The sequence below is a fragment of the Bradyrhizobium sp. CCBAU 53415 genome, assembly GCF_028128735.1.
Classification (GTDB): domain Bacteria; phylum Pseudomonadota; class Alphaproteobacteria; order Rhizobiales; family Xanthobacteraceae; genus Bradyrhizobium.
Window position 1 is genome coordinate 472,504 of the sequence record NZ_LBJF01000024.1, and the last position, 12,798, is coordinate 485,301.

The 12,798-nt window shown below is 65.0% G+C and carries 13 protein-coding genes; 5 read left to right on the plus strand and 8 right to left on the minus strand.

Annotation, left to right across the window (positions count from 1 at the left end; translation table 11 throughout):
* Positions 1 to 12 precede the first annotated feature (12 nt).
* Complete coding sequence (locus XH87_RS20450; protein ID WP_271588634.1) at positions 13 to 585, plus strand: DUF924 family protein; 573 nt, start codon at positions 13 to 15, stop codon at positions 583 to 585.
* 108 nt (positions 586 to 693) lie between these two features.
* Positions 694 to 1,179 (plus strand): peroxiredoxin, encoded by a 486-nt coding sequence (locus XH87_RS20455; RefSeq protein ID WP_035706686.1) that lies wholly within the window; start codon positions 694 to 696, stop codon positions 1,177 to 1,179.
* 119 nt (positions 1,180 to 1,298) lie between these two features.
* Here the strand turns inward: XH87_RS20455 and rnhA are convergent, their stop codons facing one another.
* The 3 genes from rnhA to ispH are packed head-to-tail and all read right to left on the minus strand — an operon-like array spanning position 1,299 to position 3,718.
* Positions 1,299 to 1,763, minus strand: coding sequence for a ribonuclease HI (rnhA, locus tag XH87_RS20460; RefSeq protein WP_100232231.1), 465 nt, complete (start codon positions 1,761 to 1,763; stop codon positions 1,299 to 1,301).
* Positions 1,760 to 2,743, minus strand: coding sequence for a homoserine kinase (locus tag XH87_RS20465; protein ID WP_271588635.1), 984 nt, complete (start codon positions 2,741 to 2,743; stop codon positions 1,760 to 1,762). The genes rnhA and XH87_RS20465 overlap by 4 nt, the downstream gene beginning before the upstream one ends.
* A 6-nt stretch (positions 2,744 to 2,749) precedes the next feature.
* The gene (gene ispH, locus XH87_RS20470) at positions 2,750 to 3,718 is read right to left on the minus strand and encodes a 4-hydroxy-3-methylbut-2-enyl diphosphate reductase (protein ID WP_271588636.1); all 969 of its coding nucleotides are present in this window, start codon (positions 3,716 to 3,718) and stop codon (positions 2,750 to 2,752) included.
* Between the two features lie 265 nt (positions 3,719 to 3,983).
* Here ispH and XH87_RS20475 point away from each other — a divergent pair, with 265 nt between their 5' ends.
* The gene (locus tag XH87_RS20475) at positions 3,984 to 4,679 is read left to right on the plus strand and encodes a DUF1013 domain-containing protein (protein ID WP_035706675.1); all 696 of its coding nucleotides are present in this window, start codon (positions 3,984 to 3,986) and stop codon (positions 4,677 to 4,679) included.
* 271 nt (positions 4,680 to 4,950) lie between these two features.
* Here the strand turns inward: XH87_RS20475 and XH87_RS20480 are convergent, their stop codons facing one another.
* The 4 genes from XH87_RS20480 to XH87_RS20495 form a co-directional block, all read right to left on the minus strand.
* Positions 4,951 to 5,697 carry an OmpW/AlkL family protein gene (locus XH87_RS20480; protein ID WP_271588637.1) on the minus strand — a complete coding sequence of 249 codons (747 nt, stop codon included), beginning with the start codon at positions 5,695 to 5,697 and terminating at the stop codon, positions 4,951 to 4,953.
* A gap of 192 nt (positions 5,698 to 5,889) precedes the next feature.
* Positions 5,890 to 6,159: a hypothetical protein gene (locus XH87_RS20485; protein ID WP_271588638.1), complete on the minus strand. Its 270-nt coding sequence runs from the start codon at positions 6,157 to 6,159 to the stop codon at positions 5,890 to 5,892.
* A gap of 222 nt (positions 6,160 to 6,381) precedes the next feature.
* Positions 6,382 to 8,304, minus strand: a complete 1,923-nt coding sequence (locus XH87_RS20490; RefSeq protein ID WP_271588639.1) for a propionyl-CoA synthetase — start codon at positions 8,302 to 8,304, stop codon at positions 6,382 to 6,384.
* A gap of 291 nt (positions 8,305 to 8,595) precedes the next feature.
* Positions 8,596 to 9,360, minus strand: a complete 765-nt coding sequence (locus XH87_RS20495; RefSeq protein WP_035706655.1) for a tetratricopeptide repeat protein — start codon at positions 9,358 to 9,360, stop codon at positions 8,596 to 8,598.
* Between the two features lie 83 nt (positions 9,361 to 9,443).
* Between XH87_RS20495 and XH87_RS20500 the strand changes: the two genes are divergently transcribed.
* Complete coding sequence (locus tag XH87_RS20500) at positions 9,444 to 11,021, plus strand: cation:proton antiporter (protein ID WP_271588640.1); 1,578 nt, start codon at positions 9,444 to 9,446, stop codon at positions 11,019 to 11,021.
* A 107-nt stretch (positions 11,022 to 11,128) separates the two neighbouring features.
* The gene (locus XH87_RS20505) at positions 11,129 to 11,899 is read left to right on the plus strand and encodes a hypothetical protein (RefSeq protein WP_271588641.1); all 771 of its coding nucleotides are present in this window, start codon (positions 11,129 to 11,131) and stop codon (positions 11,897 to 11,899) included.
* A gap of 84 nt (positions 11,900 to 11,983) precedes the next feature.
* Here the strand turns inward: XH87_RS20505 and XH87_RS20510 are convergent, their stop codons facing one another.
* Positions 11,984 to 12,790, minus strand: a complete 807-nt coding sequence (locus tag XH87_RS20510) for an SDR family NAD(P)-dependent oxidoreductase (protein ID WP_271588642.1) — start codon at positions 12,788 to 12,790, stop codon at positions 11,984 to 11,986.
* Positions 12,791 to 12,798: the final 8 nt, after the last annotated feature.

The window sequence follows — 12,798 nt, forward strand, 5'->3', positions numbered from 1 at the left end:
CGTCTCCACTTCATGATCGCCGCCAGCCAATTCGCGCCGTCAGGCGTTCTCGCCTTCTGGCGCGAGGCCGGCCGCGAGCGCTGGTACGCGCACGACGACGCATTCGACACGGAGGTCAGGCGCCGCTTTCTTCCAGTCTGGCACAAGGCGGCCGCCGGCGAACTGGCATCATGGGAAGACAGCGACGACGGCGCGCTCGCGCTGGTGATCGTACTCGACCAGTTTCCCCGCAACATGTTCCGCGACGATCCCAGGACGTTTTCCAGCGATGCGCTGGCGCGAGACGTCGCGCGCCGGGCCATTGATCGCGGCGTCGATCGCAGGGTCGATCCCGTGCTGCGCGAATTCCTCTATCTGCCTTTCATGCATTCCGAGCATCTGTCCGACCAGGAGCATTGCGTCGCGCTGTTCCAAAATGCCGGCAATGCCGACAAGGCGGACAATGCCGAGAACCTGGAATACGCCCGGGTGCATGCCGACATCATCCGCCGGTTCGGCCGCTTTCCCCACCGCAACCGTGTCCTCGGACGTCCGACCACGAAGGAAGAGCAGGCCTTCCTCGACGACGGCGGCTTTTCCGGCTGATGACATCGAGGTGATGGGCGGCCACCGCCGTTGCTTTCCCCGCCGGCAATATTGTGCAGACCAGCCGCACGGTCTAAAAAGCGGGACCGATTTTCAGGGAGACCAACGATGGCGATCCAGACTGGCGACAAGCTGCCCGAGGCGAAATTCCGCGTGATGACGGCGGAAGGCCCGCAGGTGAAGACCACCGACGACATCTTCAAGGGCAAGAAGGTGGCGCTGTTCGCCGTGCCGGGCGCCTACACCGGCACCTGCCACAAGATGCATCTGCCGAGCATCTTCCTCAACGCCTACGCCATGAAGGACAAGGGCGTCGACACCATCGCCATCGTCTCCGTCAACGACGCTTTCGTCATGAACGCCTGGAAGCGCGACACCGACCAGCGCGACGAGGCGATCTTCCTCGCCGACGGCAACGCCGACTTCGCCAAGGCGATCGGCATGGAGCTCGACGCTTCCGCCAACGGCCTCGGCATCCGCTCCAAGCGCTATTCGATGCTGGTCGAGGACGGCGTGGTCAAGAAGCTGAACCTCGAGGCGATGCCCGGCAAGGTCGAAGTCTCCGGCGGCGATACGCTGCTGGGGCAGCTGTAACCACAACGTCATTCCGGGGCGGTGCGCAGCACCGAACTGTGGTGCGCAATTGCGCACCTGAGAATCTCGAGATTCCGGGTTCGGTGCTTCGCACCGCCCCGGAATGACGAGCGAAATGCCTACTCCCTCACCCGCTGCTGCAACCGCGCCTTCACGATCCCGTCCCGCGCCAGCTGATCGGCGCGTTCGTTCTCGGGATGGCCGGCGTGGCCCTTGACCCAGTGCCAGCGGACCTCGTGCTGCTTCAGCGCGGCGTCGAGGCGCTGCCATAGCTCGACATTCTTGACCGGCTTCTTGTCGGCGGTGCGCCAGCCGTTGCGCTTCCAGCCGAATATCCAGCCCGTGATGCCCTGGCGGACATACTGGCTGTCGGTGTAGAGATCGACCGTGCACGGCTTCTTCAGCGCTTCCAGCGCGGAGATTGCCGCCATCAGCTCCATCTGGTTGTTGGTGGTGTGCGGCTGGCCGCCGTTCAGCTCCTTTTCCTTGTCGCCGAACTTCAGGATCGCGCCCCAGCCGCCCGGCCCGGGATTTCCCGAGCAGGCGCCGTCGGTATAGATCGTGACATTGGGAAGCTCGCTCACGCCACCAGCCCCGACGGCGTCAGCCCATAATCGCGCACGCTCGTCACGCTCTGGTGGAAGCGCAGCTTGCGGACATATTCCAAGGGGTCCTTCGGCTTGACCAGCGCGCCCGGCGGCACGTTGAGCCAGTCGACCAGCCGCGTCAGCAGGAAGCGGATCGCGGCGCCGCGCGCCAGCAGCGGCAGCGCGGCCTCCTCCGCTGTGCTGAGCTTTCGCACGCGGCCATAGGCGTTGAGGAAGGCGCGCGCCTTGGTGACGTTGAAAGAGTGATCTGGCTCGAAACACCAGGCGTTGAGGCAGATCGCGACGTCATAGGCCAGCATGTCGTTGCAGGCGAAGGTGAAGTCGATGATCCCCGAGAGCTTGTCGCCGAGAAAGAAGACGTTGTCGTTGAAGAGGTCGGCGTGGATCACGCCCTGCGGCAGATCGGTCGGCCAGACGCCGCTCGAGAGATAGTCGAGCTCGGCGGCAAGAAAGCTGCGCAGGCCCGGCTGCACCTCGTCGGCGCGGCTTGAAGCCGAATCGAACAGCGGACGCCAGCCCGCGACCGAGAGCGCATTGGCGCGCCGAACCGCAAAATTGGCGCCGGCCAGATGCATCCTGGCCAGCCCCTCGCCGACGCCGGCGCAATGGGTCGCGTTCGGCTTGCGCGGCCAGACGCCTTCGAGAAAGGTGATGATCGCCGCGGGCCGGCCTGCCAGCTCGCGCAGCGCCTCGCCGTCGCGTCCCTTCACAGGCAGCGGGCAGTTGACGCCGTGCTCGGCCAGATGCGTCATCAGCGCGAGAAAAAACGGCAGATCGTTCTTCGCCACGCGCTTCTCGTAGAGCGTGAGGATGAACGATCCCTTGCTGGTATGCAGCAGGAAGTTGGAATTCTCGACGCCCTCCGCGATGCCCTTGTAGGAGAGCAATTCGCCGAGATCGTACTGCTTCAGGAAATCCGCAAGCTCGTCGGCGGCGACGTCGGTGTAGACCGCCATAAAGATCTACTCAGCGGCAGCTTCGGGGCGCACCTGACGCGGCAGCGGGAAGAACTCGTTCTCCTCCGCGGCCGAGACCGTCTCCACGTGCAGCGTGTAGCGCTCGGCGAAGGCGTCCATGATCTCCTCTACGATCACCTCAGGCGCGGACGCGCCTGCGGTGATGCCAAGGCTGGTGATGTTGCCGAACTTGCCCCAGTCGATGTCGGCGGCGCGCTGCGCCAGCACCGCGATCTTGCAGCCCTCGCGCTCGGCAACCTCGCGCAGGCGCTGCGAGTTCGACGAATTGGGGGCCCCGACAACGATGAGCGCGTCCACCACCGGCGCCACCTTCTTCACCGCGAGCTGGCGGTTGGTGGTGGCGTAGCAGATGTCTTCCTTGTGCGGGCCGTTGATGTTCGGGAAGCGCTCCTTCAGAAGCGCCACGATCTCCGCGGTGTCGTCGATCGACAGCGTGGTCTGGGTCACGAAGGCGAGGTTGTTGGGGTCCTTCGGTGTGATCGTCTTGGCGTCCTCGGCGGTCTCGATCAGGGTCACGGCGCCGGGCGGAAGCTGGCCAAGCGTGCCGACCACCTCGGGATGGTGGGAATGACCGATCAGGAAGATCTCCCGGCCACGCTTGAAGTGGATCGCAGCCTCGCGGTGCACCTTCGTCACCAGCGGGCAGGTCGCATCCAGCGAGAACAGATTGCGGGACTGGGCGTCTGCCGGAACCGACTTCGGCACGCCGTGGGCCGAAAACACCACCGGGGCGGTGGTGTTTTCCGGGATCTCAGCGAGTTCCTCGACGAAGATGGCGCCCTTCTTCTTCAACCCATCGACGACGTATTTGTTATGCACAATCTCGTGGCGAACATAGACCGGGGCGCCGTACTTATCGAGCGCCCGTTCCACGGTGTCGATCGCCCGGACCACCCCGGCACAGAAGCCGCGGGGAGAACAAAGCACGATCTTGAGGTCTGGTTTGGCTGACATTGAGCGATCTCGGGACCGAATCGCCCGTTTCGCCTTCAGGCGGGGGCGGTCGATGGATGGAATAGGGGCTTAGAACAGTCGGCTTGAGCCCTACAGCGGTTCAAAGGGAATTGGGCCCCCTTTCGGGCGGTGTCAAGGCACTATCTATAGCAGAACCATTGCGTGGCTACCCCCTCCGGGCTTATATAGCGCGAATTCCCTGTCATCGCTGATGACCACCGGTTTCGCCTCCAGAGGGGTGGGCGAAGCACAAAGGAGATTTGCCATGAGCAACGCACCTCTGATGCCCAAGGCGACCGCCGTCTGGCTGCTCGACAACACTGCGCTGACCTTCGACCAGGTCGCCGATTTCACCAAGATGCATCCCCTCGAGGTGCGCGCGATCGCCGACGGCGACGCCGCCCAGGGCATCAAGGGCATGGATCCCCTCTCCAACGGCCAGCTGACCCGCGAGGAGATCGAGAAGGGCGAGAAGAACCCGGATTACCGGCTCCGCCTCCAGGAGAGCAAGGTGGTGCTGCCGCCCCAGCCCAAGCGCAAGGGACCGCGTTACACCCCGGTCTCGCGTCGCCACGAGCGCCCGAGCGCCATCCTCTGGCTGCTGCGCAACCATCCCGAGCTCAAGGACGCCCAGATCATGCGCCTGGTCGGCACCACCAAGAGCACGATCGCGAGCGTGCGCGACCGTACCCACTGGAACACGTCGTCGCTGACCCCGATCGACCCTGTCACCCTCGGCCTCTGCTCGCAGATCGAGCTCGATTTCGAGGTGCAGCGCGCCGCCAAGGAAAAGCCGATCGACGCAACCTATGGCGGCGCGACCCTGCTGCCGGCCTCCGAGACCACCCGCAAGGACGAGTACGAGCCCGCGGAGAAGTCCAGCGACGATCTCAATGTCGACGCCGTGTTCGCCAAGCTGAAGACGCTCGGCGGCAAGAAGCACGAAGACGAGGAGGAGTAAGGCTCCGCGCTTCGTTCGCCATCAGTCGTGAATCAGAACGCGGCGGGAAAACCTGCCGCGTTCTTGTTTGTGCGTGCTCTCTGCCGTTGATAAGGGCGGGCCGCTACCGCGCCCTCAGTGTCGTCCCCGCGAAGGGGGGATCCATTACCACAGGAAGCAGTTTGGCGAAGAGCCGTTGTTCGGTACTCCTATCAACGACGATCGATAGATTCCACGGTATGGGTCCCCGCCTTCGCGGGGACGACAGCGGAATCTATCGCCAGCAACGCCCTCAGAACTTGTACGTCACACCCGCGCCGACCAGCCACGGATCGATATGCGCCGTGCCGGTGACTGGCAGGCCGCTGACGGTCGCCGAGTAGTTCGGACGCAGCCAGAGCTTCTTGACGTCGACGTTGAGACCCCAGTGCCGGTCGATCATGTAGTCGAAGCCGAACTGGACGGCGCCGCCCCAGGCGTTGCTGACGTGAAGGTTCGTGGTGGTGGCGACGATCGCGGGCGGTCCGACGATGGCGGCCGGCACATTGGCGGCGGAGTTGTTGAAGAACACGGTGTAGTTCACGCCCGCGCCGATATAGGGCTTGAACGCGCCGAAATTGTCGAAGTGATATTGCAGCGTCAGCGTCGGCGGCAGCAACGTGGTCTTGCCGATCGGCAGGTTCGCCAGCGAGCCGGTGCCGCTGAGCGAGTGCCTGGTGACGCCGAGGATCAGCTCGGCCGCGATGTTCCTGGTGAAGAAATAGCTGATGTCGAGCTCGGGGACGACCTGATCGCTGATCGAGAGGCCGGAATTCGGCGACGAGAGCGAGGGCACGCCTGCCACGTTCACGCTGCTCCCGCCGCCATCAGGCAGCACGCCGAGCGCGCGCAGGCGGATCATCCATGGATTGAACGCCTCTACCGGCGGCGGCGCCTTCTTGTAGACCGGCAAATCGGCAGCCTGCGCCGAGGCAAAGGTGCCTACCAGCATCGCGCCAATCGTGGCGAGCCGCGCCAGGTTTCTCGTCGTTCTGTGCATTTCAATCCCCTTCAGCCATCTCTCGCGCATCGTTGCGCGACATCAGCGTCAGAGCAGAAAGGGGATGGTGAAGGATTTGATGCCGATCAAATCAGGACAAGCGGCCCGCGATTTGGGCGCGGCGTTGCAGATGTGTCACGAAAGGCGCGAATGCAAGGCGCGTGGCGCGGCACCATAATGCCGCGCCTCACGTCACGGCCGCTCGGGATGGTTCAGCATGTACTCGCCGAGGTCGCGCTGGCGGCGATCGGCGCGGGCGGTGGCGGCATTGCGCTGGACGTCACGGTCCTTTCGGCAGGCCACATATTCCGGCGAGCCTTGCGCATAGCCCCGGCCCTGGCAGACCGCGTCGTCGTCGTCGCCGCCCACCGCCACCGGCGTCTGGTAGCGCGCGGAGCAGGCGGAGAGGGCGATGGCGAGAGAGACGGCTGCAAGCAGGCGCGGCGCGGCGGCGAGTGGCATACGAGGTCCCCTGTTGGCCGGCCCTGTTTAGCGCGGAATGCGGAGATTGTAAGTCGCTGGAGGCTGTTCCGCACTCGCTGTCGTTCCCCGCGAAGGCGGGGAATCCAGTACGCCGCGGCGGCCATTGGGTTACACAATTGGCAGCGCGGAGTACTGGATCGCCCGCCTGCGCGGGCGATGACAGTGGAGGGTGGCGAAGCAACGCCCTTCTGACGCTCCGCGTCACACCCTCCCCTTCAGCGCCTCTCCGATCTCGTCGAGCGCCTTGGGGTCCTCGATGGTCGCCGGCATGGTCCAGGATTCGCCGTCGGCGATCTTCTTGATGGTGCCGCGCAGGATCTTCCCGGAGCGCGTCTTGGGCAGGCGGCCGACGGTGATGGCGAGCTTGAAGGCGGCGACCGGGCCGAGCTTGTCGCGCACCAGTGCGATGATCTCCTTCTCGATCTCGGCCGGCGGGCGCTTCACGCCGGCCTTGAGCACCAGGAAGCCGCAGGGCACCTCGCCCTTGATCGCGTCCTTGACGCCGAGCACGGCGCATTCGGCGACGTCCGGATGCGAGGCCAAGATCTCCTCCATGCCGCCGGTGGAGAGCCGATGGCCGGCGACGTTGATGATGTCGTCGGTGCGGCCCATGACGAAGACATAGCCGTCCTCGTCCTTGTAGCCGGCATCGGAGGTTTTGTAATAGCCGGGGAATTCGCTGAGATATGCCTCCTTGAAGCGCGCGTCCTGATTCCACAGGGTCGGCAGGCATCCCGGCGGCATCGGCAGCTTTATGACGATCGAGCCCATGGTGTTGGGGCCGACCGGCTTTGCCGCTTCATCGACGACGTCGACCTGGTAGCCCGGCATCGGCACCGTCGGCGAGCCGTGCTTCACGGGCAGCATGCCGAGGCCGACCGGATTGCCGGCGATGCACCAGCCGGTCTCGGTCTGCCACCAATGGTCGATCACCGGCACCTTCAACTGCTGCTCCGCCCATTCCACCGTCGGCGGATCGGCGCGCTCCCCGGCGAGGAACAGCGTGCGGAATTTGGAGAGGTCGTACTGCCGGATGAATTTTCCCTCCGGATCATCCTTGCGGATGGCGCGGAATGCGGTCGGAGCGGTGAAGAAGGCCACCGCCTTGTGCTCGGAGATCACGCGCCAGAACGCGCCGGCATCGGGCGTGCCGACCGGCTTGCCCTCGTACATGATCGTGGTCGCGCCATGAAACAGCGGTCCGTAGACGATGTAGCTGTGGCCGACCACCCAGCCGATGTCGGAGCCGCACCACCAGACCTCGCCCGGCTTGACGCCATAGAGGTTGAACATCGACCATTTCACCGCAACCAGATGGCCGCCATTGTCGCGCACGACGCCCTTCGGCACGCCGGTCGTGCCCGAAGTGTAGAGGATGTAGAGCGGATCGGTCGCGGCGACAGGCACGCAAGCCGCGTTCTTGCCGTCGTTCAGCGCCTTGCGGCGCAGGCTGGCCCAGTCGTAGTCGCGGCTTGGCGTCATCTCGCAGGTGAGTTGCGGACGCTGCAGCACGATGCAGGCTTTCGGCTTGCTGCCGGCGAGCCTGATCGCCTCGTCGAGCAGCGGCTTGTAATGCACGATACGGCCGGGCTCGATGCCGCAGCTTGCGGAGAGGATCAGCTTCGGCTGCGCGTCGTCGATGCGGGTGGCGAGCTCCTTTGCGGCGAAGCCGCCGAACACCACGCTGTGCACCGCGCCGATGCGCGCACAGGCGAGCATCGCAACGACGGCCTCCGGCACCATCGGCATATAGAGGATGACGCGGTCGCCTTTGGTCACGCCGAAATCCTGCATGATGGCGGCGAGCGCCTGCACTTCCCTCAGCATCTGCGCATAGGTGAGCCTGGTGATGCTGCCCGTCAGCGGCGAATCGTGGATCAGCGCGACCTGGTCGGCGCGGCCGCGTTCGACATGGCGGTCGAGCGCGTTGTAGCAGGTGTTGACGACGCCGCCGGCAAACCAGCGGCCGTAAGTTCCTTGCGAGGGATCGAATATCTTCGTCGGAGGCTCGATCCAGTCGATCTCCTTTGCCGCCTCGGCCCAGAAGCCTTCGGGATCGGCCAGCGAGCGCGCATGGACCTCGTGATAACGACCTCTGCCGTCGACGTTTCCCTGGACGTTCATTCCCGCGCTCCCGTGCCTTTATTCGCCTGTCTTTGACCCTTGTGGCAGGACAGGCGCCCCGCCATGACCAGGATCAATTGCCGGCCGTGTTGTGGGCCTATTTTCGCGGGAACGGGCCACGGTTCAAGCCGAAAAGGATGGGCCTTTCGGGGAAGACACAGCCGCTGCGGCACCGGCGCTGCGCTCCCTCTCCCGGATCGCGCTTGATGGCCTCGGTGTCATCAGCGAGCGATTTGTCGTTCTGGCCGAGCTTCTTCCAGGCCGCGCCGCGGTTGGAGCAGGAAAGGCCCGTCAATATCCGTCCGCCCCGTTCAGCCGCCGCAAGCGCTCCTGCATAGCCTTCTTCAGATCGTACCCCGGCCGGCCGTACCCCGCATTGCGGCGGGCAATGAACTCGTCCTGCTCACGCTGGAGGTTCTTCGCTTCCGCCGGACTGCGCGCTTCCCGGATCGCACGCGCGTTCGACCCAAAAATCTCGCGATCGAGATCGGCAAGCTCGCGATTGCCGCAGATCGCCCTTTCCACCGCACGGCGCGCTCGGGCGCAATTGAAGCTGGGCTTGCCGGCGACTGCCATCTGCGCGCCGATCCGCTCGATCTCGCGCGCCATCGCCTTGTGATTGGCCCTGGCCTTCTCGTGATTCGGATCGATCTTCAGCGCCGCGCCGAAATCCTGCACCGCCTTGGGCTTGTCGCCTTTCCTGAGCCAGAGTTCGCCGCGCGCATTGAAGATGTCCGCAAGGCCCGGATCGAGCATAAGAGCGCGGCTGTCGTCGGCGATGGCGCGGTCGACCTGGTCGTGCCGCGCATAGAGCGCCGCACGCGCGATCAGCGCCTTGATCAGATCCCCCTTCACCGTCTTCTCGTTGTCGATCACGCCGGCGCAGTCCGTCACGGCCTTGTCGATGTCATCGGCCGCAGCCGCCGCGAGGCATGACTCGACATCGATCTGTATCACGGCAGCCGGCTCGCCACCGGTCGCAGCATGGGAGGCGGCGAGCGAGAGCGCGCTGAGCAATACGGCACCTGACGATTGAATGATTTTTCGAAAACGCATGCTCGTTGTAGTCGGAAGGTCTTGCCTTGAGGTCTTGCTTCTGGGCCGTACTATCCATCATACGGCCGGATCGGTGCTAGCTTGTGGCGCCGCTCAAATCGGCTTCGGGGATCATCGTGTCGACATTCGAATGGATCATTGCACTTCTGCTCGGCGCTGTTGCCTTATCGGCGCTGGCGCGGCGGATCAAGGTCCCCTATCCGACCTTTCTCGCCATCGGCGGCGCACTGATCGCCTTCGTGCCGTCCAGTCCCTCCTGGACGCTGGAGCCGGACCTGGCCTTGGCGCTTTTTGTCGCACCGGTCCTGCTCGATGCCGCTTTCGATACCTCGCTGCGCGATCTGCGCAACAACTGGGTTCCGGTCTCGACCCTGGTGGTCGTCGCGGTCGGCCTGACCACGGCCGCCGTGGCCTATGTCGCGCACCGGCTGATGCCCGACATGCCCTGGGCCGCCGCGGTTGCGCTCGGCGCGATCGTTGCGCCGCCGGATGCGGCCGCCGCCGTTGCGATCCTGAGCCAGGTCAAGCTTCCCTATCGCATGGTCAAGGTCCTCGAGGGCGAGAGCCTGCTCAATGACGCCAGTGCGCTTCTGATTTATCGGATCGCGGTCGGCGCGGTCGCCACCGAGCATCTGACCTGGAGCCAGGTCGCGCCGACCATGGCGCTGGCGCTGATCGGCAGCGTCGTCGCCGGCCTTGCCGCGGGCCGCATCATTCCGCTGTTCATGGAGCGGGTGACGGAGGCGCCGAGCGCCATCATCGTGCAGTTCGCCACCACCTTCCTGGTCTGGATCGCTGCCGAGCATCTCGGCCTCTCCGGCATCCTCACCATCGTGGTCTATGCCATCACGGTCGCGCGGACGGCGCCGGCGCGCATGCCGGCGCGGCTGCGGGTGCCGTCCTATGCGGTCTGGGAGACGATGGTCTTCGTGCTCAACGTGCTCGCCTTCATGCTGATCGGCATGCAGATGCGGCCGATCTGGACGCGGCTGGACGCGGACGTGCGTTGGGAATATTGCGTGGCCGCCGCCTGCATCCTGCTCACCGTGGTCCTGGTCCGGCTGTTCTGGGTGACGTTCTACCGCGGGACGCTCCGTGTGCTGGTCGCCCGCGGGATCTATCATCCGAAGGATCCAAAACAGGTCGCCTCGGCCAAGGGCGGCCTGATCATCTCCTGGTGCGGCATGCGCGGCCTCGTTACGCTCGCCACCGCCTTTGCCCTGCCGGAGAATTTCCCCCATCGCGACTTCATCGTCTTCATCGCCTTTGCGGTGGTGCTGGGATCGCTCATCATCCAGGGCCTGACGCTGCGCCCGCTGATCCTCGCCTTCGACCTCAAGGACGATGATCCCGTCGGCGTCGAGGTCGCGCGCGGTCGCGCGATCGCCTATCGCGCGGCGCTCGACGCGATCGAAAGCGATCCGTCTGAGGAAGCGGAAATCCTGCGGCTCGAATATCGCGCCATCCTGATGCAGACCGAGACTGATCCGAACGGGGGTATCGCCAACGGCGAATTGCCCGCCGATCCCCTGCGCCGCCGCGCCATCGACGCCGCACGCAAATCGATCTTCGACCTCCGCGCCACCGAGGTGATCGGCGACGACGCGTTTCATCGGCTCGAGGAAGAGCTCGATCGCGCCGAATTGAGCGCGGGGGGATGATTCTGTCAGCCGTCGTCCCGGATCTGCGCTTGCGCTTGTCCGGGACGACAGCGAAGGGTGACAGCCGGGGCATTGAACCAAACCCCGCCTCCCCAGACTCACTCCTGATGACGACCCTGATCGACGACCGTCGTGTACGCGCGCGTGATGCGTCGCCTGCACGATATTTTTATTTCCACATGGCCCTGGCCTGCGCGGCGACCGCCTTTCTCGGCTTCGCACCGACCTATTGGGTGCCGCTCGCCAACCGGACATTCTCCGCCAGCCCCGTGATTCACTTTCACGGGCTGCTGTTCTTCACCTGGTCGCTCTACTTCGTGCTGCAAACCTGGCTCGCGGCGTCGGGCCGCGTGGTCAATCACCGCTCGCTCGGCATCGCCGGCGTGTCGCTCGCGACTGCGATGACGATCTTCGGCTTCCTCGCCTCCGTGCACGTGATGCAGCATTCCGCCGCGCTCGGACAGAAGGAGGCCGGCATCGGCTTCTCGATCGTGCCGATGAGCGGAATCGCGTTCTTCGCCGTGGTGTTCGTGCTGGCGATCGTGAACACGCGCACAGCCGAGCTTCACAAGCGCCTGATGCTGCTGGCGGCGGTCTCGATCCTCGATGCCGCGATTGCGCGCTGGTTCCTGACCTTCCTCGCGCCGCCGGGACCGCCCGGCCCGCCGCCAGTGCCCGTGACGATTGCACCCGCCGTCGTCGCCTCTCTTCTGCTCGTCGTCGCCATGGTGCGCGACTGGCGCACCGAGGGCCGCGTGCATCCGGTCTACATCTACGGCACGCTCGCGCTATTGGCGGTGAAGGTGCTGAACTGGCCAGTCAGCGAGACGGCAGCGTGGCACGCGTTTGCCGGCGGCATCCTGGCGCTGGCGCAGTAGCCAGACTAAAGCGCGATGCGATGAGGATGAATCGTGATCGGCGCGCTCAAGGGCGCTGGTCCGGGACGACGGTGGAGATTGCAACTAAGCCCCCGCCTTGCACGTGATCCCGCCGTCGACCACGAGCTCGATTCCGGTCACGTATTTCGACTCGTCCGAGGCCAGGAACAGCGCGGCGTTGGCGACGTCGAAGGCGTCGCCCATGTGGCCCATCGGCACCTGCGCATCGCGCGCGCGCCACATCGCTTCCACGTCGCCCTTGGCGTAGCTGGCGGCAAGGCCGGCCGAGTGTTCGACCATCGGCGTCTTCATCAAGCCGGGCAGGATCGCGTTGACGCGGACATGATGGCGCGCGAACTCGATCGCAGTGGTGCGCGTCATCTGGTTCATCGCCGCCTTCGAGGTGCCATAGGTGACGTAGGAGATGCCCATGTGGCGGATCGAGGCGATCGAGGAGATGTTGATGATCGAGCCGCCGCCCTGCTTCACCATGACGGGGATGACGTGCTTCATGGCGAGATAGGCGCTCTTGAGGTTGACGCTGAAGACGCGGTCCCAGCTTTCCTCGCTCACCTCGACCACGCTGCCCATCTCGGCGATGCCGACATTGTTGTCGAGCACGTCGATGCAGCCGTAGGCCTTCAGGCACGCCGCGACCATCGCCTCGATTTCGGCCGACCGCGAGACGTCGGCCGTGAAAGCCGTCGCCTTGCCGCCTTCCCCGGCGATGATCTTTGCGGTCTCCTCGGCCGCAACACCATTGCGGTCGACGCAGAACACCTGCGCGCCCTCGCGCGCGAACGTCACCGCGGTTGCCTTGCCGTTGCCCCAACCGGGGCCAATCGAGCCGGCTCCCACCACCATCGCAACCTTGCCCTTGAGCCGATCCATCGTGATCT